This is a genomic window from Selenomonas sp. oral taxon 138 str. F0429, assembly GCF_000318175.2.
In the GTDB taxonomy this organism is placed as follows: Bacteria; Bacillota; Negativicutes; order Selenomonadales; family Selenomonadaceae; genus Centipeda; species Centipeda timonae.
Genome location: NZ_KB290947.1, coordinates 93,337 through 119,493, shown reverse-complemented (window position 1 = coordinate 119,493; position 26,157 = coordinate 93,337). Strand labels below are relative to the sequence as shown.

The 26,157-nt window shown below is 58.7% G+C and carries 27 protein-coding genes; 26 read left to right on the top strand and 1 reads right to left on the bottom strand.

The genetic code is table 11. The annotated features are described in order from the left end of the window. Positions 1-25: 25 nt before the first annotated feature. Entirely contained in the window at positions 26-1,024 is a 999-nt protein-coding gene (gene floA, locus HMPREF9163_RS07520) for a flotillin-like protein FloA (RefSeq protein WP_009441153.1), read from the top strand. Between the two features lie 10 nt (positions 1,025-1,034). Further along, positions 1,035-1,496, top strand: a complete 462-nt coding sequence (locus HMPREF9163_RS07515) for a hypothetical protein (RefSeq protein ID WP_009441152.1) — start codon at positions 1,035-1,037, stop codon at positions 1,494-1,496. A gap of 48 nt (positions 1,497-1,544) precedes the next feature. Here the strand turns inward: HMPREF9163_RS07515 and HMPREF9163_RS07510 are convergent, their stop codons facing one another. Beyond that, positions 1,545-2,618: a M48 family metallopeptidase gene (locus HMPREF9163_RS07510; RefSeq protein WP_009441151.1), complete on the bottom strand. Its 1,074-nt coding sequence runs from the start codon at positions 2,616-2,618 to the stop codon at positions 1,545-1,547. 200 nt (positions 2,619-2,818) lie between these two features. Here HMPREF9163_RS07510 and rny point away from each other — a divergent pair, with 200 nt between their 5' ends. From rny to HMPREF9163_RS07390, 24 genes are all read left to right on the top strand, one after another. Continuing rightward, the gene (gene rny / locus HMPREF9163_RS07505; protein WP_009441150.1) at positions 2,819-4,375 is read left to right on the top strand and encodes a ribonuclease Y; all 1,557 of its coding nucleotides are present in this window, start codon (positions 2,819-2,821) and stop codon (positions 4,373-4,375) included. 96 nt (positions 4,376-4,471) lie between these two features. Continuing rightward, positions 4,472-6,247 carry a diguanylate cyclase gene (locus HMPREF9163_RS07500; protein ID WP_009441149.1) on the top strand — a complete coding sequence of 592 codons (1,776 nt, stop codon included), beginning with the start codon at positions 4,472-4,474 and terminating at the stop codon, positions 6,245-6,247. Positions 6,248-6,310: 63 nt separating this feature from the next. Next, complete coding sequence (locus tag HMPREF9163_RS07495) at positions 6,311-6,868, top strand: hypothetical protein (protein WP_037346631.1); 558 nt, start codon at positions 6,311-6,313, stop codon at positions 6,866-6,868. 20 nt (positions 6,869-6,888) lie between these two features. Continuing rightward, positions 6,889-7,671, top strand: coding sequence for a TIGR00282 family metallophosphoesterase (locus HMPREF9163_RS07490; protein WP_037346629.1), 783 nt, complete (start codon positions 6,889-6,891; stop codon positions 7,669-7,671). Positions 7,672-7,685: 14 nt separating this feature from the next. Next, a complete protein-coding gene (locus tag HMPREF9163_RS07485; protein WP_009441146.1) occupies positions 7,686-8,516 on the top strand; it encodes a PHP domain-containing protein in 831 nt (276 codons plus the stop codon). A 21-nt stretch (positions 8,517-8,537) separates the two neighbouring features. Then, the gene (locus tag HMPREF9163_RS07480; RefSeq protein ID WP_009441145.1) at positions 8,538-9,389 is read left to right on the top strand and encodes an Asp23/Gls24 family envelope stress response protein; all 852 of its coding nucleotides are present in this window, start codon (positions 8,538-8,540) and stop codon (positions 9,387-9,389) included. A gap of 169 nt (positions 9,390-9,558) precedes the next feature. Then, the gene (flgB, locus tag HMPREF9163_RS07475) at positions 9,559-9,981 is read left to right on the top strand and encodes a flagellar basal body rod protein FlgB (RefSeq protein WP_009441143.1); all 423 of its coding nucleotides are present in this window, start codon (positions 9,559-9,561) and stop codon (positions 9,979-9,981) included. 17 nt (positions 9,982-9,998) lie between these two features. Then, a complete protein-coding gene (gene flgC / locus HMPREF9163_RS07470; protein WP_009441142.1) occupies positions 9,999-10,454 on the top strand; it encodes a flagellar basal body rod protein FlgC in 456 nt (151 codons plus the stop codon). 33 nt (positions 10,455-10,487) lie between these two features. Beyond that, a complete protein-coding gene (gene fliE / locus HMPREF9163_RS07465; RefSeq protein WP_009657114.1) occupies positions 10,488-10,790 on the top strand; it encodes a flagellar hook-basal body complex protein FliE in 303 nt (100 codons plus the stop codon). A 72-nt stretch (positions 10,791-10,862) separates the two neighbouring features. Further along, entirely contained in the window at positions 10,863-12,443 is a 1,581-nt protein-coding gene (fliF, locus tag HMPREF9163_RS07460; RefSeq protein ID WP_009441140.1) for a flagellar basal-body MS-ring/collar protein FliF, read from the top strand. Positions 12,444-12,445: 2 nt separating this feature from the next. Next, positions 12,446-13,465 carry a flagellar motor switch protein FliG gene (fliG, locus tag HMPREF9163_RS07455; RefSeq protein WP_009441139.1) on the top strand — a complete coding sequence of 340 codons (1,020 nt, stop codon included), beginning with the start codon at positions 12,446-12,448 and terminating at the stop codon, positions 13,463-13,465. Next, positions 13,458-14,249 (top strand): FliH/SctL family protein, encoded by a 792-nt coding sequence (locus HMPREF9163_RS07450; protein ID WP_009441138.1) that lies wholly within the window; start codon positions 13,458-13,460, stop codon positions 14,247-14,249. Before fliG ends, HMPREF9163_RS07450 begins: the two co-directional genes overlap by 8 nt. Next, positions 14,246-15,634 (top strand): flagellar protein export ATPase FliI, encoded by a 1,389-nt coding sequence (gene fliI / locus HMPREF9163_RS07445; RefSeq protein ID WP_009441137.1) that lies wholly within the window; start codon positions 14,246-14,248, stop codon positions 15,632-15,634. Before HMPREF9163_RS07450 ends, fliI begins: the two co-directional genes overlap by 4 nt. Then, a complete protein-coding gene (gene fliJ, locus HMPREF9163_RS07440; RefSeq protein ID WP_009441136.1) occupies positions 15,631-16,098 on the top strand; it encodes a flagellar export protein FliJ in 468 nt (155 codons plus the stop codon). The genes fliI and fliJ overlap by 4 nt, the downstream gene beginning before the upstream one ends. Next, the gene (locus HMPREF9163_RS07435; RefSeq protein WP_009441135.1) at positions 16,095-16,694 is read left to right on the top strand and encodes a lytic transglycosylase domain-containing protein; all 600 of its coding nucleotides are present in this window, start codon (positions 16,095-16,097) and stop codon (positions 16,692-16,694) included. Before fliJ ends, HMPREF9163_RS07435 begins: the two co-directional genes overlap by 4 nt. Positions 16,695-16,743: 49 nt before the next feature. Next, complete coding sequence (locus HMPREF9163_RS07430) at positions 16,744-17,346, top strand: MotE family protein (protein ID WP_009441134.1); 603 nt, start codon at positions 16,744-16,746, stop codon at positions 17,344-17,346. A gap of 96 nt (positions 17,347-17,442) precedes the next feature. Then, positions 17,443-18,579 carry an N-acetylmuramoyl-L-alanine amidase gene (locus HMPREF9163_RS07425; RefSeq protein WP_037346623.1) on the top strand — a complete coding sequence of 379 codons (1,137 nt, stop codon included), beginning with the start codon at positions 17,443-17,445 and terminating at the stop codon, positions 18,577-18,579. 22 nt (positions 18,580-18,601) lie between these two features. Beyond that, positions 18,602-19,966, top strand: coding sequence for an MATE family efflux transporter (locus HMPREF9163_RS07420; protein ID WP_009441132.1), 1,365 nt, complete (start codon positions 18,602-18,604; stop codon positions 19,964-19,966). A 190-nt stretch (positions 19,967-20,156) separates the two neighbouring features. Further along, positions 20,157-21,443: an NAD(P)/FAD-dependent oxidoreductase gene (locus HMPREF9163_RS07415; protein ID WP_009441131.1), complete on the top strand. Its 1,287-nt coding sequence runs from the start codon at positions 20,157-20,159 to the stop codon at positions 21,441-21,443. Positions 21,444-21,596: 153 nt separating this feature from the next. After that, positions 21,597-21,797, top strand: a complete 201-nt coding sequence (gene rpmE, locus HMPREF9163_RS07410; protein WP_009441130.1) for a 50S ribosomal protein L31 — start codon at positions 21,597-21,599, stop codon at positions 21,795-21,797. A gap of 112 nt (positions 21,798-21,909) precedes the next feature. Next, a complete protein-coding gene (locus HMPREF9163_RS07405; protein ID WP_009441129.1) occupies positions 21,910-22,824 on the top strand; it encodes a DUF1385 domain-containing protein in 915 nt (304 codons plus the stop codon). Further along, positions 22,818-23,882, top strand: coding sequence for a peptide chain release factor 1 (gene prfA / locus HMPREF9163_RS07400; RefSeq protein ID WP_009441128.1), 1,065 nt, complete (start codon positions 22,818-22,820; stop codon positions 23,880-23,882). The genes HMPREF9163_RS07405 and prfA overlap by 7 nt, the downstream gene beginning before the upstream one ends. Next, positions 23,882-24,760 (top strand): peptide chain release factor N(5)-glutamine methyltransferase, encoded by an 879-nt coding sequence (gene prmC / locus HMPREF9163_RS07395; RefSeq protein WP_009441127.1) that lies wholly within the window; start codon positions 23,882-23,884, stop codon positions 24,758-24,760. Before prfA ends, prmC begins: the two co-directional genes overlap by 1 nt. Before the next feature lie 255 nt (positions 24,761-25,015). Next, positions 25,016-26,068, top strand: coding sequence for an L-threonylcarbamoyladenylate synthase (locus HMPREF9163_RS07390; RefSeq protein WP_009441125.1), 1,053 nt, complete (start codon positions 25,016-25,018; stop codon positions 26,066-26,068). Positions 26,069-26,157: the final 89 nt, after the last annotated feature.

The window sequence follows — 26,157 nt, the reverse complement described above, 5'->3', positions numbered from 1 at the left end:
GGGCAGAAATACTAAGGAGGTACGTATGGGAACTCTGTTTGGAGGAGCATTCCTCATTGTCATCGTCATTCTTGCTGTATCCATCTTTCTGCACTTTGTGCCGCTCGGACTCTGGATATCCGCGATCTCGGCAAATGTCTCGGTCAGCATCATGTCTCTGATCGGCATGCGTCTGCGCCGCGTTCCGCCGAGCCGCATCGTACTCCCGCTCATCAAGGCGAATAAGGCGGGGCTGGATGTCAGCGTGAACCAGCTCGAGGCGCACTACCTTGCGGGCGGCAACGTGGATAAGGTGGTTGACGCGCTCATCGCGTCCCATCGTGCACAGATCGCGCTGCCGTTCGAGCGTGCGGCGGCGATCGATCTCGCGGGGCGCGATGTGCTTGACGCCGTGCAGATGAGCGTCAACCCGAAGGTCATTGAGACACCGATTGTCTCCGCTGTCGCGGCGAACGGAATCGAGCTCAAGATCAAGGCACGTGTCACCGTCCGCGCAAACATCGACCGTCTCGTCGGCGGTGCGGGCGAGCCGACGATTATCGCGCGTGTCGGTGAGGGCATTGTCACGACGGTCGGCTCTTCAGAGAACCATAAGGACGTGCTCGCAAATCCCGATGACATCTCCAAGACGGTGCTCGGCAAGGGGCTCGATGCGGGGACGGCATTCGAGATTCTCTCCATCGACATCGCGGATGTCGATGTCGGGCGCAACATCGGTGCGGAGCTTCAGACCGACCAGGCGGAGGCGGACAAGCGCATCGCGCAGGCCAAGGCGGAGGAGCGCCGTGCAATGGCGGTTGCACGCGAGCAGGAGATGAAGGCGTACACGCAGGAGATGGAGGCAAAGGTTGTCGAGGCGCAGGCGGAGGTACCGCACGCAATGGCGCAGGCGCTGCGCGAGGGTAAGCTCGGCGTGATGGACTACTATCAGCTGAACAACATCCAGTCCGACACCGATATGCGTCAGGCAATCAGCTCTGCGGGCAAGAGCGATGAGAAGCATCCAACACCGCCCGTAAAGTGAGGCGAAGTATATGGAATTCCTCATTGTCATTGCTGTTGCCATAGCACTTGCCGTCTTTGACGATCGCGTGCGCGGTAGAAAAAAAGTGCCGCCGCCGACGGTACCGCAGGATATCCCGCGGCCGAAGAAGCACACGGCACAAACGGGCAGCTTTGAGATTCCACCGTTGCGCGGCGCTCCCCGCGATGTACAGATCACTGTTGACGCGGAGGTGCTGCGCGCGCAGGAACTACGCGCGCGGTGGGAGGAGCAGCAGCGGGAGGCACTGCGCGCCAAACGCGCACGTGAGCGAGAGGAGCGCCTTGCTGCAGAGCAGATGGCTGCTGCCGCAGCCGTGCCGCATACGGGCGGACACGCGCATGCGCATGCGGCACTCTTGCCGCAGCTGACACCGGATACGATGAAGCAGGCGATCGTGCTTGCCGAGGTGCTCGGGAAGCCGCGCGCACTGCGCAGATTTCCAAGACGGTAAAAAATAGGAGCCCCTGCAGTCAACTGCAAGGGCTCCTATTTTCTGTAGTTATTTAATTTGATTCAGCAGCGCTGCAATCTCAGCAGCGCTTGTGTCGCCGTCCGTGCAGCTGATGATGGGCTGCGCCCCGAGCATGACGGTACGTCCGTCCGCGTAGGCGGCGGAGGCGGCGTGCCCGTTGCGGTAGGCGGCTGCAAGATTCCCCATGACGAAGTAGGCACGCTCTGCAGAGCTCATCCCGCCGGCGGGGGCAGGTGTCAGAAGGCGCTTCTTGTTCACATAGACATCGCCGTCATCGACTGTCACCTTGCCGCCGCTCATCTCCGTGAGTTTCTTCGCGTAATTGTCGCGGCGGGAGGAATTCGACGGATGATCGGCAGCGCCCGACATGATGTCAAACGCATTCGCGGAGTTGTTGCCCGAGAGGTCGATCACGCGCTGCCATACAGCAGCCGTTGCGCCTGGATTGTACGGAGAGCGTGAGATGTACTCAAATGCGAGGTTGTCCGCCTCCCACTCCATCGGCTTCGTGAGCCCCTGCCCGTTCCAGATATTTGCAGCGATCGCGCCGAGCACCGTACCCGTCGCGTTCGCGAGTATGGTAGGCCCGAGTGAGCGCTTCATGCCCTTGGCGGGGTGATCCTTCTGTCCGTGTCCCATTTCATGGGCGAGCACGACGGCGATCTCGTCCTCATTCGAGAGATAGCTGTAGAGCCCGACGTTGACACTCATATTGTGCCCAAGCGTGCAGAAGGCATTGAACCCCTCCTGCTGATTGATGAAATAATTGTATGGGCGGTCATAGACGGTCGCATCCATGGAGCCGATTGCCGCCGTGAGATTCGTAAAGATGCGGTCAAGCTGACTGTTCAGATCCCAGCGGTAATACACGCCGTATTTTTCCTGCAGTTCCTGAAAGAGTGCCTGACGTCCCTCTTCGGTCGTGTTGTAGTACTTGATCTGCTTGTTCATCTCGTCTGCCGCAGCCGCACCGCCGATGATTGCGCCGATGATCCTACCCGTATTTGCCTCAGCCGTGGCGGGCGGCACTGCAACGCCCGCTGTGATTGCCGCTGAGAGTGCGAGCGCAATCCCCTTGCGCATCCATTTTTTCTTGTTCATTTTCCTACTCCTTCCATGAAGCCGTGAACATATTATAAGCGATGAAATGCGGCTTCTTCCATGTAAAAGAGGTTATAAAGTGTCTGTGAAAATAAAATAAATCATTCAGTCGGCAAGTCTGGCAGACCGCACAGAATTCTTGACACTATAGAGAAAAAACATTAAAATGGATAGAAGTATTCTATAGGCATTTTTGCATTATGAAAAAGGAGGTGGCCGTTATTATTACTGAATTACTAACGGTAATTATTGCTGTCGCCGTTGGTGTTGCTGCGGGCTATGTTGCACGCAGACGCACGGCGGAGGCTCAGATAGGATCAGCCGAAGACGAAGCAAAGCGCATTGTCGAAGAAGCCGGAAAGAAGGCTGAGACAAAGCAGAAGGAAGCACTGCTCGAGGCGAAGGAGGAGATCCAGCGCCAGCGGCAGGAGTTCGAACGAGATACGAAGGAGCGCCGCAGCGAGATTCAGCGCCTTGAGCGCCGCACGATTCAGAAGGAGGAGAATCTCGACCGCAAGCTCGAATCCATCGAAAAGAAGGAAGAGGGGCTTGCCCGCAAGGAGGCACGCATCGACAAGACGCAGGCTGAGATTACAGCACTCTACGAGACCCAGAAGCAGGAGCTCGAGCGCGTCTCGGGGCTCTCGTCAGAGGAGGCTCGCACGATTCTCATGGCGGAGGCAGAGGAAGAGCTGAAGCATGAGAAGGCACGGAAGATCAAGGAGTACATCCAGCAGACAAAGGACGAGGCGGACAAGGCGGCACGCGAGATCCTGAGCGTGGCGATCCAGCGCTGCGCCGCTGATCATGTGGCGGAGACGACGGTCTCGGTTGTGGCTCTGCCGAACGACGAGATGAAGGGGCGCATCATCGGGCGTGAGGGGCGCAATATCCGCACCCTCGAGACGCTGACGGGCATCGACCTCATCATCGACGATACGCCGGAGGCGGTCATCCTCTCCGGATTCGACCCTGTGCGGCGCGAGGTTGCGCGCATTGCGCTCGAAAAGCTGATTCAGGACGGGCGTATTCATCCCGCACGCATCGAAGAGATGATCGAGAAGGCGCGACGTGAGGTCGATCAGCGCATCAAGGAGGCGGGGGAGCAGGCGACGTTCGAGACGGGCGTCCACGGCATCCATCCTGAGCTCGTGCGTCTCCTCGGACGCATGCGCTATCGGACGAGCTACGGGCAGAACGTGCTCGCACACTCCATCGAGGTCGCGCATCTCGCAGGTCTCATGGCGGCAGAGCTCGACTGTGATGTCATGCTCGCCAAGCGCGGCGGACTCCTGCACGACATCGGCAAGGCGGTCAGCCACGAGGTTGAGGGGCCTCATGTGACGGTCGGCGCCGATCTCGCGCGCAAGTACCGCGAGTCCAAGGAAGTCATCAACATCATTGCCTGCCATCATGGCGATGAGGAGGCGACGACGATCGAGGCGGTGCTCGTCGCTGCGGCGGATGCGGTCTCGGCAGCACGGCCGGGGGCACGCCGTGAGAGCCTCGAGTCCTACATCAAGCGACTCAAGGCGCTCGAGGAGATCGCCGAGTCGTTTGACGGCGTGGAGCGTTGCTTTGCAATTCAGGCAGGGCGCGAGATCCGCGTCATGGTGAAGCCGGACAAGGTAGATGATGCGGGCGCTGCCGTGCTCGTCCACGACATTGTAAAGAAGATCGAGGGCGATCTCGAATATCCGGGGCAGATCAAGGCGACGGTCATTCGTGAGACGCGCGTCGTCGACTATGCAAAGTAAACGGTCGCAGTCGATACGGAGAATCGAATCAGGGGGCACAAGCCCCCTCATTTCTCGGAGTTGCAGCATGGAGCAGCGACTCCCCAAGGAGGATATATGCAGCAGCTGACGTATATCGTTTCCGGTACCGCCGATGCCCAGTGCAAGGCGGAGCAGGCAAAGGAAAAGCTGGATCGGATTCCACATATTGAGTCTCTGCTCATCACCATTGCGGCACCGTACGAGATGCCGATGGCAAAGGCGCTCCGCATGCAGGGCGCTATACGCGAGCTGTTCCCCGATGCGCGGATCTTGGCGCATACCTGTGTGCTCAAGATGGCGGATCTGCGCCTTGATACGGACGGCGTCATGTTGACCTTTACGGCGTTTGAGGCGTCTCAGGTGGAATTTGTCACCGTGGAAGGAAATACTTCGGATACGGCGACGAAGGAGCACTTTGTGCACTTTGTCGGCGCGCGGCCGCATACGAAGGTCATTGAATTCTTTGTCGTCGGTCTGATGGATCAGATCAATGATTTGTTTGAGGGATTCTCTGCGATTGATGAGCGCATTGATGTATTCGGTGCGTTTGTCGATGCTGCCCCGATGGAGGCACACGGCTACATCATTGCGGATGGTGTGGCGATGCAGCTTGGCATGCTCGCAGTTGTGTTCCACGGGAAGACGCTGGATGTCCATGTGGTACGCAATTTCGGATGGAATTCGCTCGGACGCGAGATCGTTGCAACCCGCGTGGAGGGCTGTACGATCAAGGAACTGGATGGGGATGTACCGCTCAAGATCTATGAGCGCTATTTCGGCATCAAGGGCGATGGTGATTTCAGTTCGGATGCGGCGCTCTTTCCCCTCTGCTTCGAGGAGGAGGACGGCTCGATCTCGGCGCGTGTGCCGATCAAGATTGAGGAGGGCTCGGGCGAGCTGACCTTCGGCATTCCCATGGAGCAGGGGACGAAGTTCCGCCTTGCCTATGGCGACCCCTATGGGATTTTGTCGAAGGCTACGGAGAATTCGCGCGAGATGACCGCGTTCTCCCCGCAGGTGATCTTCGGAACCTCCTGTGTCGGGCACTATCTGCTGCTCGGCGACGACGTGGTGACAGAGATGACACCGTGCTCCGGATTCCCCGCCTCGACCGTGTTTGTCTTCGGCGAGGTGCGACGCGTGGGGCGGCGGATCTCAACGGCAAATCTGAACGTCCTGCTTGTCGGGATGAAGGAAGATCCGGGCTACGTCAAGAATATTAAGCTGCAGACGAAGCGCGTGGCGCATCTCTCCTACAATCGGAAGATGCTCGCGTTCATGTCGCATTTCATCCGTGTCTCTGAGGAGGAGCTCTTCACGGCGAATCAGCGGCTCAGTCATCTTGCGAGCCGCGATGCGCTGACGAATCTCCTCAATCGCCGTGAGATGGAGCGCCTGCTCAAGGCGGCGGTGGTGCGTTCTCAGGAGAATAAGACACCGCTTTCCGTCATCCTCATGGACATCGACCACTTCAAGGGGGTCAATGATACCTATGGGCATGATATGGGGGACAAGGTGATCCTGTCGGTTGCGGACGCGATCTCTCATACGATCCGCGGCTCGGATGCGGGCTGCCGCTGGGGCGGCGATGAGTTCTTCATCATCCTCGAGGGGGCACCGCTCTCGGTCGCAGGACGTGTCGGGGAGCGCATTCGCCGTACGGTGGAGTCCTCCGAGATGCCGTTTGCTCAAAATGTTACAGTGAGTGTCGGCGCGGCGACCTTTGATCCGGAGAAGGACAATGAACTGCAGCTCTTCAAGAATGCAGATGACGCGCTCTATCTGGCGAAGAAGGCGGGGCGCAATGCGGTCTACGCGCTCGGGCTCGGGCGCGTGAACAGTGTGAAATGAGGAATGCACGGGTGAAATCCTTATCAGTGCTTCCCAAGGGACGGCAGTAAGGGGGTTGATGCCATGTTTGATTTTCTGCGAAGATGTTTTTCAGGGCGCAGCGGTGGACGTACGAGAAGCGAGCAGGCACGCCCCGGTGTGCAGCTGCTCGCCTCCGTCCTCGTCTGTTTCCCTGAGATTGAAGCGGTTTCCTATGAGCCACGGCAGGAGCTGCTGACGATGGACTTCGTCGTACGTGCACGCCTTGATCCGTCAGAAATCGAGGATTTTGCCGCGTTTCTCGCCGAGAGCATTGAGACCTATTATGTGATCGAGGGCGGCGCGGCGAGTGAGATGGATTTTTCGTACGAGCAGCACGATGTGCTGACGATCCTCCACCTCTCACGGCGGATGGATGAGCTCTCGGAGCGGGAACTGAGCCTCACGGTTCAGCTCCTCACGGAGCGCTTTGGCGAGGCACTGCTCGTCGACCCACACGGCGCGGAGGCGCTTGACGCTGAGTTCCGCACCCTGCAGCATGAGACGCTGGAGCGCATGTTGATGGCGGTGCGCGAGATCCCGCTGCGTGACCGCTTGATCGGCATACGCGAGCGCGATCAGGTGGTTGTCTATAATCGGTAAAGAAGATGGGAGGCTGTGCCGTGCGCATTATGCTGGTCGGTGACGTGGTCGGACGTGCGGGACGGCGTGCTTTTCGCGCGATTACGCCGCGCCTCAGAGCGGAGCGCAGGATTGATGTAGTCATCGTCAACGGAGAGAATTCTGCAGGCGGCAAGGGGTTCACGCGCAAAGCTCTGGATGAGCTCTATGCGGGCGGTGCCGATATTGTGACTGCGGGCAATCACGTCTGGGACAAGAAAGATGTCTTCGCCTTTGTGGACGATGAGCCCTACCTCGTGCGTCCTGCGAACTATCCGGAGGGGACGCCGGGGCAGGGGTACTGCATCTTCCCGTTCAAGGCCGTGAACATCGCCGTAATGAATCTCTCAGGGCGCTCATTTATGCCCGCGCTCGACTGCCCCTTTCAAAAGGCGGACGACATTCTGGCGGAGATTAGGGGGCAGGCGGATGTCATCGTGCTCGACTTCCATGCGGAAACCACTTCGGAGAAGCTCGCGATGGGGCATTATTTAGATGGACGTGCAGATATCGTGGTCGGAACACATACGCATGTGCAGACGGCAGATGAGCAGATTCTGCCCGGCGGAACGGCATATATTACGGATCTCGGCATGGTCGGCGCGTGTGATTCCATCCTTGGCGTACGCAAGGAGATTGTGATTCAGAAATTCAGAACGGGGATGCCCGTACGCTTTGAGATGGCGGAGGGGGCGGCGGAGTATGCCGCTGTGATTGTGGACATCGAACCGAATGGGCGGCGTGCGCCGCTGATCGAGCGCATCTTGCTCCGCCAAGAGGACTGATCGAGGAGAATACTATGCCAAGCGATTTGCATATTCATACGACCTTCTCCGACGGCAAGGATACGCCAGAGGAGATCGTGGAGGCGGCAAAGGCTGCGGGGCTGCGTTATATCGCCATCACGGATCACGACAGTGTAGAGGGGGTCACGGCGCTCTATGAGAGCGGACATTATGCCTCCGGCAGTCTTCACATTATCCCCGGTGTAGGATTCAGCACGGGAGATGGACAGAACGAGATTCATATTTTAGGCTATAATATTGATATCTATGATGCCGGGCTTCAGGAAAAGCTCGAAGAGATCAGCGAGGCTCGCTGGACGCGCTTCACGGAGATTGTGGAGCGCCTGAAGGATATTGGCTATGAGATTGGTGAGACCGAGGTGCTGACGGACGAGGGGCTCTGCAAGGCGGTCGGGCGCTCTCATGTGGCACGTGTCCTCGTCAAAAAGGGCTACTTCGACTCGATACGCGCCTGCTTTGATCAGCTTCTAAAGCGTGGACGACCCGCCTATGTGCCCCATTTTTACCTCCCGATTGAGGAGATTGTCGCACTGATCAAGGGGGCAGGAGGTATCCCCGTGCTGGCCAATCCAAAGGCGATCGGGGATGAGGCTGCTGTGGAACGCATCGCTCAGCAGGGGATGGGCGGCATTGAGGCGTTCTATCCGTCGTATGACGTGCGGGACACGCAGCACTATCTGGATGTTGCACAGAAGTACGGGCTACTCGTATCCGGCGGCTCGGATTATCGCGGCTTTGCGGGACGAGAGCCGGACGCCGTTGGTAAGTTTACGATTGAAGACATCTACGCGGAGAATTTCTACCGTCCGCCGCAGCATATGTGAGCCTGTGAGAGGAGAAACACAATGGACGTTATCGCACTTGTCGGTCCAAGCGGCACCGGCAAAAGCCACCGCGCCCTGTGGGTCGCCCAGAAGAACGGTGCGGACGCCATCATCGATGATGGCATTCTGATCAAAGATGGAAAGGTTGTCGGTGGATATTCGGCGAAGAAGGAGAAGAATCGGATCATGGCAGTGCGCCGTGCCATCTTCGTCCTGCCGGGGCACGCCTCCGATGTGCGCCGCGCGATTGCCGAGACCCTGCCGCGGCGCATCCTCATCCTTGGAACGTCCGAGAACATGGTGCAGAAGATTGCAAAGGCGCTCAAAATCGGACCTGTCAGCAAGATCATCCGCATCGAGGACATTGCCTCAAAGAGGGACATGGAGCTCGCGCAGTATCACCGCCTCCGCAAAGGAGAGCACATCATTCCCGTGCCGACAATCGAGCTCAAGCCGCATTTCTCGGGGTATCTCATCGATCCGATCAAGAGTTTCTTCAAGACCTCCTCGTCGAAACGGCGCCGCCTGGGAGAGCGCTCCATTGTACGCCCCGTGTTCAGCTACTACGGCAAGCTCGTCATTGACGACTCGGTCATCAAGAGCATTATCCACATTGTTGCGGAGAAACTCGAGCATGTCTATCGTGTCGTCAGAACGCATGTGGAACATATCGTCAGCGGCGATGATGATCTGGGCATCACGGTTTCGCTCGAAGTGGTATTTGCCTATGGGTATGCGATTGCAGAGACCATGGAGACGCTGCGCAAAGACCTGCAGGAGGAGATCGAGCGCATGACGGGCATGGTTGTGCATGAAGTTGATATTCTCGTCAAGAGTCTCCACGTCGATGCGGCAGTTCCAGCACGCGCTTAGCCACTCCTTAAATTTTTACAGATACCTTCAAATCCGGACTTCATTTTTTTTGAGAAAAATGTTAGAATGAAAAGGATTTTTTTTAGGAATGTAGAAATAACTATATATCTGTTTTGTGTGCAGTTTTTTCCTGTGCGCATAAAATATGGGGAAAGGAACGTGACGTTTGATGCTTGAGCAGCTGGTAAACACTCCGACGATTGACATTGGCAGCCGTGCGATGGCGGCAGCATCCCTTCGGCATGAGGTGCTCAGCAATAACATTGCCAACGTGAACACACCGTACTTCAGGCGGAGTCATGTCCGCTTTGAAGACTTGCTGAAGCAAGAACTTGGGCTGGACGACAATCCTCTGATGAAGGTTGTGCGCACGCATGATCGGCATATGCCCATCGCCTTTCGCGGAAAGGCGCGTCCTGTGATCGAGCAGGATGCAACGACCAATATGCGTCTGGATGGGAACAACGTGGACATTGATATTGAGATGGCTGAGGTAGCAAAAAACCAGCTGTATTACAGCGCGCTGGCAACGGCGCTCGGCGGGCACATCAGCAAGCTGAAGAGCGTTATCAACAGCGGCCAGGGCAGCTGATGTAGGGAGGGCACGATATGGGAATGTTTTTGGGAATTGATGCAGCAGCTTCCGGTCTTACGGCAGAGCGGCTACGCATGGACGTGATCTCCAACAATATCGCAAATGCTAACACGACGCGCGCACAGGGCGGAGGTGCCTACCATCGCCGCTACGTGGTCTTCCAGCCGCGTGAGAAGGGGGCGGGCATAGGGTTTGAGTCCTTCCTTGCACGTGCTTCGAACCGTATGCGTCCCGGCGATGGCGTGCGTGCGGTTTCGATCGAAACGGATCGAACGCAGGGAACACTTGTCTATGAGCCGGGTCATCCCGATGCAAATGCGGAAGGCTATGTGGAGCGTCCAAATGTCAACATCGTCGCAGAGATGGTGGACATGATTTCGGCGTCCCGTGCCTACGAAGCGAATACAACGACAATTAATGCGGCAAAATCCATGGTGACCGCGGCGCTTCGCATTGGCGGAAATAGCTGATTACTGGGCACGTTTTAAGGGAGATCAATGTATATGGAAGTACAAGCACTGCAAATGACCCCCGTTACGATGCACGCAACCAGTCATCTGGGCGAGACCATCGAAAAAGAGCCGCCGAAGAGCTTCGGAACCTATCTGAAGGATGCCCTCTCCGAGGTCAATCAGCTCCAACTCGAATCAGACAAGCAGAACAAGCTGCTCGCGGCGGGCGAAATCTCGGATGTCTCTCAGGTCGTCGTGGCAGGGCAGAAGGCAGAGATTGCACTGCAGCTGACATTGCAGCTGCGCAATCGTGCTGTGGCTGCCTATCAGGAAATCATGCGGATGCAGGTATAAGGATTGCCTGTCGTTTTCGCACGCCTCGCAGGAGACGTTGCATAACCGTGATGACTTGAAGGGAAAGAGATTATGGGAGAGTGGAAAGAGCGCGGCCTTGCCTTGTGGAACCGCTTTGACAAGCGCCAGCGCTACATCATGCTCGGCTCGGCGCTCGCGATTCTCGTCCTCATCTTTGGTCTGAGCTTCTGGTACGGCAGCAAGCCCGATATGGTGCCGCTGTTTACGGATATGGAGACCAAGGATGCGGGTGAGGTCGCCAACCAGCTGCGCGAATCGAAGATCACCTACGAGGTACAGGAGAACAAGTCGGGCACGACGATTCTTGTGCCGACGACAAATGTCCACGAGGCACGTCTTAACCTTGCAACGCAGGGGCTTCCGCGTGGGAACAAGGGCTTTGAGATCTTCGATGACAGCAAGCTCGGCGTCACCGAGTTCCAGAACCGTGTCAACTACCTGCAGGCGTTGCAGGGCGAGCTGACGCGTACGATCGAACAGCTCGAGGCGGTTGAGAAGGCACGTGTTCATATTGTGCTGCCTGAGGACAGCCTCTATAAAAAAGAAGAGAAGCCTGCAACGGCTTCCATTATGCTACGCCTCAAGCCCAATGCGGAGCTGACGAAGAAGGAGATCAAGGGCATTGTCAACCTTGCAGCGCACAGCATCAAGGGGCTGACGCCCGAGAATATCACGATTGTCGATGATACAGGCAAGATCTTGAACGATCCCGACGATCAGGATGAGAAGTCCATCGGCGTTAAGACGCTCACCCAGCTCGATATGACGCGCAAGGTGCAGGACAACATCGAGAAGAAGGTGCAGTCCCTGCTCGACCAGACCCTTGGCGAGGGACGTGCCTTTGCACGCGTCAGCGTGGAACTTGACTTTGACGACCGCCTGACGGATCGTCAGACCTTCACACCTGTTGTGGACGACGCGGGCATTATTCGCAGTCAGCAGGATATCTCCGAGAGCTATGTCGGCAGTTCTACGAATCCAGGTGGCCCTGCGGGCGTGCAGAGCAACGTCCCCGGCTATGTCGAGCAGGAGACGAATGCGAATGCCGAGTATGAGAAAAAGGAATCCACAAAGAACTACGAGATCAACGAAGAGCGTCAGCACGTCATCGCCTCCCCGGGGTCAATTCGTCGTCTGACGGTCGCTGTTCTTGTCAATGACGATGTAACGCAGCCGCAGCAGGAGAGTATCCTGCGCACGGTGAGCAGCGCGGCCGGTATTAACCCGTCGCGCGGTGATACGATTTCCGTCGAGCCCCTACCATTCAGCACGGAGGCAGCAGAGCGCCGCGCCGCAGAGGAACAGGCGGAGAAGGATCGTCAGGATCGCATTTTCTATACGCAGGTTGCACTTGCCCTGCTCCTCATTGCCCTCATCGTCGGCGGCATCCTCATGTATCGCCGCAAGAAGCGTCTCGAGCGCGAGGCTGCCGAAGAGGCACAGCGTCTCGAAGAGGAGCGTATCGCAGAGGAGCGTGCCGCAGCGATTGCAGCGGGCGAGGTCGAGGAAGAAGACCTCTCCGAGGAGGAGCAGCAGCAGATGAACCAGAAACTCGCGCTGCTCGCACTCATCGACAGCAAGCCGGAAGAGGTTGCACTCCTCGTTAAGACGTGGCTTTCGGAGGAGGAGTAAGTATGCCGGATATGTATGGCAGCGGTGATCTGTCCAATCAGCAGAAAGCGGCGATCCTCTTCATCGCCATCGGCCCGGAGTACTCGGCAAAGCTCTTCCAGCATATGGATGACGATGAGATCGAGCATTTGACGCTCGAGATCGCAAATCAGAAGCAGGTCTCCGCCGCACTCAAGGCGGAGGTCATCGCCGAGTTCTACTCCATGTGCATGGCGCAGGACTACATCTCCTCGGGCGGTCTGCAGTATGCGCAGAACGTCCTGGAGAAGGCTCTCGGTCCCGACAAGGCGCTTGAGATCATCAATCGTCTCACGACGAGTCTGCAGGTGCGTCCCTTCGACTTCCTGCGCAAGACAGATCCTGCGCAGCTGCTTAACTTCATTCAGAACGAACATCCGCAGACCATCGCGCTCATCATGGCGTATCTCGATCCCGATCAGGCGGCCATCGTCCTTGGGGCGCTCCCACCGGAGTCGCAGGTCGAGGTCACGAAGCGCGTGGCTATGATGGACCGCACGTCGCCGGACTTCATCCGTGAGGTCGAGCGCGTGCTCGAGAGGAAACTGTCCTCGATGGTCACGCAGGACTTCACATCGGCGGGCGGCATCAAGGCAATCGTCGAGGTGCTCAACCGCGTCGACCGCACGACGGAGAAGGCGATTGTCGAGACCCTCGAGGTTGACAATCCCGAACTGGCCGAGGAGATCAAGAAGCTCATGTTCGTCTTCGAGGACATTGTCCAGATCGATGATCGTTCGCTGCAGCTTGTTTTGCGCCAGGTCGAGACGAAGGATCTCTCGCTTGCACTCAAGGCAACGCCACAGGAAGTTGCGGAGAAGGTATTCAAGAATATGTCGACCCGCGCTGCCGATATGCTGCGTGAGGAGATTGAGTTCATGGGGCCGGTCAAGATCCGCGATGTCGAGGAGGCGCAGCAGAAGGTTGTCGGCGTTATCCGCGCACTCGAGGACAAGGGCGAGATTGTGATTTCGCGTGGCAAGGGAGACGAGATGATTGTCTAGAGTTATCAAGGCAGCCGTCTGGGAAGAGAATCCCCATCTCATCGACGTGCCGCCCCCACCGCCACCGCCCCGTGAGGATGGTGAGGAGGAAGGGCTGAGCGAAGAGGCCGTTCAGAATCTGCTCGCGCGCATTGCAGAGCGTGAGCAGGCGATGGATGAGCGCGTCAAGGAGGCGGAGATCCACGTTGCAGTCCTTCGCGGGGAAGCCGAGGAGGAACGCGAGCGGCTTCTTAGTGAGGCGCAGACAAAGATCGAACAGGATCGCGAAAAGGCTCGTGCCAAGGGGCATGAGGAGGGCTTTGCTGCAGGTCGTGAGGCGGGGAAAGCCGCTGTGCGCGAGGAGATGGCAGAGCTTATCCGCCAGACCAACGCACAGGCGGAGAAGACCCTGCGCGATGCGCGTGATGCCATCCGTGACTATGTGGTGAATGCAGAGGAGGACATCGTATCGATCGCCATGACAGCGGTCGAGCGCGTCCTGCCGCAGCATTTCATCGACGTGCCCCAGATGGTTCTGCCCATTGTGCGCGATGCCATCCTGCGCGTCAAGGATCAGAAGGAGATCGTTGTTCACGTTCCTCCGCAGAGCTATGACTTCGTGTTGATGGCGCGCGATGAACTGCGCAGCATACTGACGGCAGGGGACTCGAATCTGACGATCACCTCCGACGATGGGCTGAAGCCTGGCGACTGCCTCGTGGAGACCCCGAACGGCAGCGTGGACGCGCGGCTTCAGACACAGATCGAACAGCTGAAAAAAGCTGTGCGGGAAGTTATGTTATGAATATGAGTGAAACGGGGGGGAATCCCCCATTTTCCATAGATATCCATAAATTTCGGGATGCCCTGCACGCCGCTTCCCCGATGAAGCTGACAGGCAAGGTGACTCAGATCATCGGGCTCGTCATCGAGTCGCAGGGGCCGACGGTCACCGTTGGGGAGCTCTGCTATGTGAGCTCGCATTTTGCGGGACTGCCGCCGATCCCGGCGGAGGTCGTGGGCTTCCGTGAGGGGAGCGTACTCCTCATGCCCGTCGGCGAGATGCAGGGCATCGGTCCCGGCTGTGAGGTCATCGCAACGGGACGCCGCCTGCGCGTGAAGGTGGGGCCGGAGCTGCTTGGGCGTGTGCTCGACGGTCTCGGCAACCCCATCGACGGCAAGGGACCGATCCTCGCAAAGGAAGAGTATCCGCTGCAGGCACCGCCACCGCCGCCGCTGACGCGCCCGCGTATTCACGACAACCTCTACGTCGGCGTGCGCGCGATCGACGGGCTGATTACGCTCGGCGACGGGCAGCGCATCGGCATCATGGCGGGGTCGGGCGTCGGCAAGTCCACGCTGCTCTCGATGGTCGCACGCAATACCGAGGCGGACATCAGCGTCATCACCCTCGTGGGTGAGCGCGGTCGCGAGGTGCGCGACTTCATCGAGCGCGACCTTGGCGAGGAGGGGCTGAAGCGCTCCGTTGTCGTCGTGGCGACCTCCGATCAGCCCGCGCTCGTCCGCATCAAGGGGGCGATGACGGGTACGGCGATCGCCGAGTATTTCCGCGATCAGGGTCACAAGGTCGTGCTTATGATGGACTCCGTCACGCGCTTTGCGATGGCACAGCGCGAGGTCGGACTCACGATCGGCGAGCCGCCCGCGACGCGTGGCTATACGCCGTCCGTCTTTGCCATGCTGCCCCGCCTCCTCGAGCGCGCGGGCACGAGCGAGAAGGGATCGATTACAGGCATCTATACCGTCCTCGTGGACGGCGATGATATGAATGAGCCGATTGCGGACGCTGTGCGCTCCATCCTCGACGGGCATATCGTGCTCTCACGGAGGATTGCGGCGCAGAACCACTTCCCCGCGATCGATGTGCTCGGCAGCGTCAGCCGCGTCATGTACGAGGTTGTCGACAAGAGCCATCTCGAGGCGGCGCAGGAGATGCGCCAGCTCATGGCGGTCTACAGCGAGGCGGAGGATCTCATCCACATCGGGGCATATGTCAAGGGCTCGAGCCCGAAGATTGACGCCGCAATCCAGCGGATTGACGGCATCAACGAATTCCTCTGTCAGGACATTTACGAAGTGACCTCCTACGAGGAGACGGAGCAGCGCCTGCTCTCCGCCGTGGGCAAGGCTGCGGCATCCGCAGCACCGAGCGCTGAGGCAGCATCATGAAAAAATTTCGATTTCAGCTCGAGACCCTGCTCAAGGTGACGCGCATGAAGAAGGAGGAGGCAGAGGTTGCCTTCGCCGAGGCTGTGCGCCGTCTCGAGGATGCCCGCGGCTATCAACGGCAGCTGCTTGAGGAGATGCATCAGGGGCAGCTCGACTACGAGAACCTCTCGAAAGAGGGCACGCGGATCAAGATCGGCACACTCATGAGCTTCAACCGCTTCTTTGGATGGAAGCGTCAGCAGATCGAGGATCAGCAGCAGGTGATCCTGCAGGCGAACGCCGAGCGGCAGAAGCGGCTCAAGGTGCTCATGGAGCAGATGAGTGCCCTCAAGAGCATCGAAAAACTGAAGGAAAAGCGCCTTGCAGAATACAAGGCGGAGGTCTTGCAGGAGGAGCAGAAGATGCTCGACGAGATCGGCCTGCAGCTGACCATGCGAAATAGGGAATTGGAGGAAGCAGTATGATGGATCTTTCGGGCGTCCAGCAGATACAGGCGCGCATTGCGGAGATTGAGGGACAGTTCTCCCTTCAGAATCAGCAGCTTCCGGGCATGGATTTTGCATCAAAGCTGCAGCAGGAGATCGACAAGAATGTCACGACTGCGGCAGGCAAGGCACATGCGGCGCAGCGCGTGCAGGAGAGCTCTGCCGCCCATCAGGCGACGGCCTCCGCGCAGGAGAACTTTGCCAATCCCGACCTTGCACGCATGATTCACACGGCGGCGACGAAATATGCCGTCGATCCGAAGCTCATCTCTGCAGTCGCGGAGGTCGAGTCCGGCGGCGATCAGAATGCCGTCTCGCCTGCGGGCGCGGTCGGCGTCATGCAGCTGATGCCAGAGACGGCTGCGGGGCTTGGCGTCAATCCCTACGATATGAAGAGCAATGTCGAGGGCGGTGCAAAGTATCTGCGCGAGATGCTCGACACCTTTGACGGCGACGTGAAGAAGGCAGTTGCCGCCTACAATGCGGGGCCAAATGCGGTGAAGGCCTACGGCGGCGTTCCGCCCTATGCAGAGACGCAGAACTACGTGTCGAGCGTTCTGGACATCTATCGCTGAGCGAATAAATCGTGTATAATAAGGGGAAGAGAAAGAGGGCAGGGATTCCATGCGGAAGAAATTGAAGATCCTATTCATACTGATCTTACTCCTCGTACTGATCGCGGGCGGCTTCGCGCTCGGCGTCTATCTCCGGCTCTTTGATACGCAGGCGCTCAATGAGGAGTACGGCCTGCACGAACTGCCCATCATCGGCGAGTACTTTGTCCCGCCGGCAGGTAGGGATCATGCGGCTGCACCTGCGGAGACCGCAGCACCTGCTCCTGCGGGAGCTGCCGCCGCTGCCGCGTCGAAAAAGGCTCCCGAGACTGTGAAGATCACGAAAGAGGAGATCGAAAAGCAGCAGAAGGAACGCGAGGCGGCGGAGAAGAAGCGCGTGACAAAGCTTGCGCGTCTTTACAACGATATGAAGGCGGCGGATGCGGCAAAGGTCATGGAGAGTCTTGATATCGATCTCTGCATTGCGATCCTCCAGCGCATGGACGAGGGGAATGCAGCTAAGGTCATGGCAGCATTCGAGCCCGAGCGCGCCGCCCAGATCACGCAGATCATCTATGAGGGTGTGCCGCAGCGTACAAAGAATGCGCGCAATGCAGCTGCCGCAGCCGTGCCCGGTGTGGAGCAGGGCGAGGAAGCAGAGCCACAGCAATAGGGAATTGGGAAATACAACATAGGATGGAGAGAACCTGCGAAGTTGCCTTTCAGCTGCTTCGCAGGTTTTTATCCGTTTGATATTGGGGGGATACTCTTGCACCGTATATTTTTACTGCTTACTGTCGTGCTTGTCGCTGTCCTTGGGGTCACCTTCGCTGCGCATTCTGCGGAGGCGGCGTTCAGTGACCGTGCGAAGGACCTGACGAAGATTGCGGGCGTTCGCATCGGAAAGACGGATGGGAATGTCCGCATCGTCATCGATGCCGACCGCCCCGTCTCCTACAAGCAGTCTGTGCTGTCGAATCCGACGCGCATTGTGCTGGACATCCAGAATGCGTGGATTGCGCCCGAGGCGAAGAAGAATATCTCCGTAGACTCCTCCCTCGTCTCCGCCGTGCGCGTAGCGCAGTTCGACGCGACAACAGTGCGCATTGTCGTGGAAACCTCAGTGGACAAGGGGGGGTGGAAAATCTTCTCCCTCAACGAGGGGAAACCACGCATCGTCATGGACTTTGGCGCAGCGCCCTCCCCGAAGCCTGCGAAAAAGCCCGAACAGGAGACGGAGAAGCCCGTACCCGCACCGCCGTCACAGACGGATGAGGACGAAGAGGACACGCGGGATCAGATTGACCGCGATCTGGATGCCATTACAGGGATGAAGGGGCGTAAGATCGCCATCGACCCAGGGCACGGCGGCAGTGACTCGGGCGCGATCGGCCCGACGGGCATCATGGAGAAGTCTGTAACCCTGCGTGTCAGCCGCGAGCTCAAGCGCCTCCTCGAAGCGGAGGGGGCGACGGTCATCCTTACGCGTACGGGCGATACGGAGGTCTCGTCCAAGGGGGCAAATGCCACCTCTGTTGAGGAACTCGAGGCGCGCTGTGAGATTGCGAACCGTGCAAATGCGGACATCTTCCTTTCGATTCATGCCGATGCCTTCACAAATCGCGAGGTGAAGGGGACGACGGCGTATTACTACACGAAGGGGACGAAGCAGTCAAAACAACTCGCCGACAGCGTGCGTACAGCACTGATCGATGCCATCGGTACCGTTGACCGAGGGACGCAGTCGTGTAATTTCTATGTGGTGAAACATACGGACATGCCCGCAATTCTTGTGGAGATCTCCTTTATCTCGAATCCGGATGAGGAGAAGATGATGAACAGCGAGACGGGCATCAAGAAGATTGCACAGGGCATTGCGGACGGGATTGCTGATTACTTTGGATGATATTTAGGAGAGGAGGGAGCATTTGCAGGAAGTTCACGGCTATCCGGCGCGTGCGCGCCAGTTCTTCATCGTGCTCCTTCCGATCCTCATCACGCAGATCTCCCTCATGGCGCCGGGCTTCTTCAACACGGTCATGGCGGGACATATCAGCAAGGAAGATCTTGCAGGGATTGCTGTCGGCGCGAGCATCTTCTTTCCCGTGTTCGGGGCTTTTATGGGACTCGTCTCGGGGCTGACTCCCGTCATTGCACAGCATTATGGTGCGGGGCAGACACGCGAGATTCGGCGCGTCGTCCAGCAGAGCTTCTACTGGGCGACGCTTCTTGCTGTGTTCCTGCTTGTGTGCGGTGTGCTGACGGTTCCAGCGCTCGTGCACGCGCTGCATCTTGAGCCCGTGGTCGAGCGTATTACGATGGAGTATCTGTCCTACATCGCCCTCGGACTTATTCCTGTTGCGCCCGCGATCGTTCTGCGCAACTTCATCGATGCGCACGGGCGGACGCGTCTCACAATGTATATCACGATGACGACGATTCCGATCAACATCGTTCTCAACTATATCTTTATGTACGGCGCGTGCGGGATTGAGCCGCTCGGCGGACCCGGCGCGGGGCTTGGTGCGGCGCTGAGCTACGGCGTTTTTCTCGTGCTGAACAGCATTGTCGTCCTCCGGATCAAACAGTTTGCACGCTATCATGTATTTGCACGTCTGCCGCGTCCAATTCTCGGTGACTGGTGGGTGCTGCTCAAGATCTGCATCCCGATTGGACTCACGGTGTTCTGCGAGCAGAGCATCTTTGGCGCAGTTGGTATCCTCATGGCGGCATACGGGACGACTGTGGTTGCTGCACATCAGGCGGCGATGAACTTCACCACGATTGTCTATATGCTGCCACTCTCGGTCTCCATGGCAATCACGATCCTCGTGGGCTTCGAGGTCGGCGGCGGACGTGAGAACGGCGCGCGCGCCTACATCCGTCTCAGCCGCGTGCTCACACTCGTCTTCGTCGGCGTGATTGCCCTCGGGCTTGCAGCGATGCGCGACTCCGTGGCGGCGCTCTATACGACGAACCCGGAGGTGCAGGAACTCCTGCGCGTCTTCCTTCTCTATGCACTCGTCATGCAGTTCTGTGACTGCGTGAATGCACCTCTGCAGGGGGCGCTGCGCGGCTACAAGGATGTCACGGTCACGTTCTGGCTCGCCGTGCTCTCGTTCTGGGGCATCGGTCTGCCGAGCGGCTACGTGCTCGCGGGCTGGACGGAGCTCGGCCCCTTCGGCTACTGGGCGGGGCTGAACGGCGGCATCATCGTCGGCGCAGTCATGCTCATGATCCGCCTGCGCATCATCGAGGATCGCATGCGGCGCGCGAAGATGCAGTCTGCATGATGCGCTGTGACGTATGCAATGTATACAGTGCAAATGCCACCTGTCCGTGAAAAAAATCCTATTGAATTTCCTGTAAAACGTGGTATGATGTACCCCATGAGGGGAAAATTACTCATATCACATTTCGAGCAGTGAAAAAATATTTAACTATGTGATTTTTTTCACTATTAAACAAAGGAGTGGGGTTAATATGGCAGATCAAAAACACATTGTCATCGTCGGCGCCGGGTTCGGAGGCGTGACTCTTGCCAAGGAACTCGCGAAGGAAAATGTGCGGGTCACACTCGTGGATCGGCACAACTATCATCTCTTTCAGCCGCTCCTCTATCAGGTGAGTACGGCTGTCCTCTCCGCGTCGGAGATTGCCTATCCCACGCGCCAGTTTTTCAAGAACAACAAGAATGTGAATTTCTATATGTCCAAGGCGCTCGATATCGATCAGGAGCGCCGCGTGCTTATCACGAAGCACGGCGAGATTTCCTATGACTACCTCGTGCTTGCGGCGGGCGCGACAACGAATTTCTTCGGAAATGAGAGCGTTGCACGCAATTCCTATGCAATGAAGACGCTGCAGGAGGCGATTGCGCTGCGCGGGCACATCATCCATGAATTCGAGCGCGCTGCGCGCAAGTGCGGCCCCGATCAGTGGGAGGCGCGTCAGCGCCATCTGAACTTCGTCATCGTCGGCGGCGGCGCGACGGGCATCGAGATGGCGGGCGCACTGATGGAGCTCATCGACATCTTCAAGAAGGAGTTCCATACGATTGACTTCAAGGAGGTTCACGTCACCCTCCTCGAGGCGATGGGCTCCGTCCTGCCGATGGTGCCGCCCGATCTGCAGCAGCATACAATCGACGTACTGCGCAAGAAGGGCGTCGACGTGCGCCTCAATACGGCGGTCACGGAGTATGACGGCAACGATCTGAAGCTGAACAATGGCGAAGTCATCCCGACGAAGACTGTCATCTGGGCGGCAGGCGTGCGCGCGCAGGACTTCATCAAGGACTGCGGCGCAGAGGTGGATCGCGCGGGGCGCGTCATCGTGGAGGAAAATCTGCTCGTAAAGGGCAGTGACCGCATCTTTGCGATCGGCGACTGTGCGAACTTCCAGCACGGCGGTCTCGAGCGTCCGCTCCCGACGGTCGCACCCGTAGCGACGCAGGAGGCAATGCAGGTCAAGAAGAACATTATGGCGCTGATCGCGGGTAAGACACCGGATCAGTTGGAGAAGTTCGTCTATCATGACCTCGGCGCCATGGCGACGATCGGCCGAGGCGAGGCGGTCATGAATGGCCCCATGCCCGGGCTCGGCTTCATGCTCAAGGCGAAGGGATTCTTTGCGTGGTTCGCGTGGATGCTCGTCCATCTCGTCCGTCTCGCGGGACGCTATGCGGACTTTACGGTCTCGATCAAGTGGATCTGGAATTTCTTCTTCGGCACGCGTCTCGCGCGTATCATCCACAGCAAGCTGGAGTAAATGCTTGCACGACGCGCTGTTTTATGCTATACTTGCGCGGTAATGAACGCAGGGCGTTTGTTTCCATGACTCGTTCTCGGCAAGACATGCCGAGTTCAACCAAGCGTGCACAAGCGCGCTTGTATCCGGCAAAAAGAAACGAGGTGTATTTACATGAAAGAGGGCATTAATCCCGAGTTCTTCGAGGCGACGGTGACGTGCGGCTGCGGCAATACGTTCACGACGGGCTCGACGAAGCAGGATCTGCGCATCGATGTCTGTTCGAAGTGCCATCCGTTCTTCACGGGGCGTCAGCGTGACGTTCAGGCGGGCGGGCGCATCGAGAAGTTCCAGAAGCGCTACGCACGGAAGTAGTGACCATGGTGAGGTGCTGTGCGCCTTGCCTGTTTACTGCACGACAACAGGGAGGGGCTATTGCACGAGAGATCGTGTGATAGTCTCTTTTTTGATACTGTAAAGGAAAACTATGCCAAAGAAAATTACCGACCTCGCAGTCGGCGGACAGGCGGTCATCGAGGGGGTCATGATGCGCGACGCGGCAAAGACCGCGACTGCTGTGCGACTTCCGAATGGTGAAATCGCCGTGGAGACGCACCCCGTCACCTCGATCCGTGACCGCTATCCGATCCTCAACCTGCCGCTCATTCGCGGCTCCGTCATCATGGTGGAATCCCTCGTCATCGGCATGCGCGCCCTCTCATTCTCCGCACAGGCGGCTGGCGAGGAGGAGGAGAAGATGACGACGAAGGAGATCGCCATGACCATCCTCTTCGCGCTCGTCCTCGCGAGCGTGCTCTTCATCGTCATCCCGACGGGCGCGGCGCATCTCGCGGCGGCGTACACGGACGACCCTGTCGTATTCAACCTCATCGAGGGCGGTATTCGCCTGCTCGTATTCCTCCTCTACATCTGGGGCATCTCGTTTATGGGCGGGATTCGTCGTGTGTTCCAGTACCACGGTGCGGAGCACAAGACCATCCACTGCTACGAGTCGGGCGAGGCGTTGACCGTGGAGAACGTGCAGAAATTCCCGCGCCTGCATCCGCGCTGCGGCACAAACTTCCTCCTCATTGTCATGGTTGTTGCCATCGTCTTTCACGTGTTCTTTGGCTGGCCTGACCTCTGGCTGCGCATCCTGAGCCGCCTCGCCGTCCTGCCCGTGGTCGCGGGCGTCTCCTACGAGATCATCCGCTTTGCGGGGCGCAGCGAAAACCGCATTGTCCACATTTTGATTACGCCCGGACTGTGGCTGCAATATCTGACGACGCGCCCGCCCGCCGATGAGATGGTCGAGGTCGCAATCGAGTCGCTGAAGGCAGTGCTGCCGCCCGAAGACATCCCCGAAGGCAGTGGGAACTACCGAAAGGAAGTAACGTGTTAAGCAAACTGAACGCCGTTGCGGATAAATATCATGAACTCGAGGCGCTCCTGAGCGACCCCGCCGTGATGGCAGATATGGCAAAATGGCAGCGCTATACGCGCGAGCACGCGGCGCTCACGCCGATTGTGGAGGCGTATGACGCCTATCGGGCAGCGCTCGCGACCATAGAAGAGGACAGGGAAATGCTCTCCGAAGCCGATGCCGAGATGAAGGAGATGCTCACAGAGGAGATTGCCGAGGCAGAAGCGGAACGTGACCGACTTGCCGAGCAACTGCCGATCCTCCTTCTGCCGCGCGACCCGAACGACGACAAGAACGTCATCGTCGAGATTCGCGGCGGCGTCGGCGGGGAGGAGGCGGCACTCTTTGCGGCAAGCCTCTTCCGCATGTATGCGCGCTATGCCGAGCGGCAGGGCTGGCGGACGGAGATCCTCTCCAGCAATCCGACGGAGATCGGCGGATTTAAGGAAATCTCGTTTCTCGTCAATGGCGTAGGAGCATACAGCCGTCTGAAATACGAGAGCGGCACACACCGCGTGCAGCGCATCCCCGTCACGGAGTCGGGCGGGCGCATCCACACATCGGCGGTTACAGTCGCCGTCCTGCCCGAGGCGGAGGAGGTCGAGGTGACGATCGACGCAAACGATCTACGCATCGACACCTACTGCGCCTCGGGAGCGGGCGGACAGTACGTCAACCGCACGGAGACGGCAATTCGCATCACACACATCCCGACGGGCATCGTCGTGCAGTGTCAGGACGAGAAGTCGCAGCTCAAGAACCGCGAGAAGGCGATGAAGGTGCTGCGCGCGCGTCTCTACGACCGCGCACAGCAGGAGCAGGCAGACGCCGTTGCCGCAGATCGGCGCAGTCAGGTCGGCTCGGGCGATCGCAGCGAGCGCATCCGCACATATAACTTCCCGCAGGGGCGCGTGACCGATCATCGCATCGGGCTGACACTCTACAAGATCGATGCCGTGCTCGACGGTGAGCTGGATGAAATCCTTGCGGGGCTCATCACGGCAGATCAGGCAGAGCGGCTGAAACAGGTGAACTGATGGCGGATTCTGTTTGGACGATTGCGCGGCTCCTCACGTGGACGACGGATTTCTTTCGAGAGCACGGCATCGAGAATCCGCGCCTTGATGCGGAGGTCTTGCTCGGCGCGGTGCTCGGCAAGGATCGGATGTACCTCTATGTGCATTTCGACGAGCCGCTCGAACCTGTGGAGCTTGCCGCCTTTCGCTCGCATGTGAAGGAGCGGGCGGCGCATGTGCCGCTCGCCTATGTGCTCGGCACGCGTGAGTTTATGGGGCTGGACTTTTGCGTGACGCGTGATACGCTCATCCCGCGCCCCGATACGGAACTGCTCGTGCAGTGTGCCGTGGACTTCCTGCGTGCGCGGACGGTAGCAGGGGGCGATGAACTCTCTATCGCGGACATTGGCACGGGGACGGGGGCGATTGCGCTCTCCGTCCTGCACTATACGGAGGGAACGCGCGCGGATGCTGTCGACATCTCGCCCGCAGCGGCAGAGGTTGCGCGGGAGAATGCGGCGCGGCTCGGGCTTGCGGAGCGCATCGAGGTGTATGTGGGTGATCTCACTGCGCCGCTCGCGGGGCGGAGCTATGACGTGATTCTTTCGAATCCACCGTATATCCCGACGGCGGATATTGCGACCCTCATGCCCGAGGTGCGTAGCTATGAGCCGCACCTCGCGCTCGACGGCGGGCGCGATGGGCTGACGATCTATCGCCGCCTCGCGGCGGATGCGCCCGCACTTCTGCGGGACGGCGGTATGCTCGCCGTCGAGGTCGGCATTGATGAGGCACGCGATGTGGCGCACCTGATGGCGGCGCATCCGCGCATTGTGTGCACGGAGATTAAAAAGGATCTTGGCGGCATCGAGCGGGTCGTTGTGGGATATACCGAATAAAAACGACACGATCCTTTACGTTCGTAGCGAGAAAGTGCATCGCAGCCGTGCGATGCTCCTAAGCAAACCCTAGTGGAGCAAGCGGAAACGAGGGAACGTTCTGCCCCCTGCGGATTTCTTTCGTTCAAGCGAAGCGCGTTTAAGAAGTCCGCAGGTATTTAGGCAGATAAGTGCCCGACCGCTTGCGTAACGAGGCGTTTGCGTGGAGTTCGCACGGCAAAGAGCTTTAGAATCACATCTCAAAGGAGGGATCACATGGATACGGAGATTCTGCGTCCCATCTCGGACGCCGATTTCGAGCGTGTCGCCGCGCTGATTCGCAGCGGTGCGCTCGTTGCGTTTCCGACGGAGACGGTCTACGGACTCGGTGCGAACGGATTGGACGCGGCGGCGTGCGCACGGATCTATGAGGCGAAAGGGCGCCCCTCCGACAATCCGCTCATCCTCCATATCGCTGATCTCGCGATGGCACACGACGTTGCCTCTGAGGTTCCGTCGCTTGCGGCGCATCTCCTCACGGCGTTTGCACCGGGACCTCTCACCGTCATCCTGCCGAAAGCGCCGCATATCCCCGATATCGTGACGGGCGGGCTCTCGACCGTCGGTGTGCGCTGTCCAGACCACGATATAGCGCGACGCCTCATCCGCGCAGCGGGCGTGCCGATTGCCGCGCCGTCCGCGAATACCTCGGGGCGTCCGAGTCCCACGACGGCGGCGATGGTCTATGCGGATATGGCGGGACGCATCCCGCTCATCCTCGACGGCGGAAGCTGCCGCTTGGGCGTGGAGTCCACGATTGTCGACTGTACGGAAGAGGGTGTCGTCACGATTCTGCGCCCCGGAGCCATCACGCGCGAGATGATGGTGGCAGAGCTGCCGCACGCAGATGTCCGCATGGATACGGCGCTCATGGCAGAGGACGAAGCACCGCGCGCCCCCGGCATGAAGTACACGCACTACGCGCCGCGCGTCCCTCTCACTGTCTACGTGGGCGCGGGGGCTGATGTCACCGCAGCGCTGCGCGAGGAGTTCCTGCGGCGCACGGCTGCGGGCGAATGTCCCGCGTTGATTGCCAGCAATGAGACCATAACGGTGCTCTCCGATCTTGTCCCCGCAAAGCGTACCTATAACTGTGGGGCGCGCGGCAATCACAGCGCACTTGCATCCTGTCTCTACGACGCACTCCGCCATTTTGACGATATGCCTGTCACCTCCCTCCTCGCCGAGGGGGCGGCGGCGGTCGGACTGGGGGCTGCCATTATGAACCGCCTGCGCAAGGCAAGCGGCGGACGTATTATATCTATCTGATCTTGGGTAACTAAGTGTTTGCTCCACGCAAACACTTAGTTACGCAAGCGGTCGTGCGCTTATCTGCCTAAATACCTGCGGACTTCTTA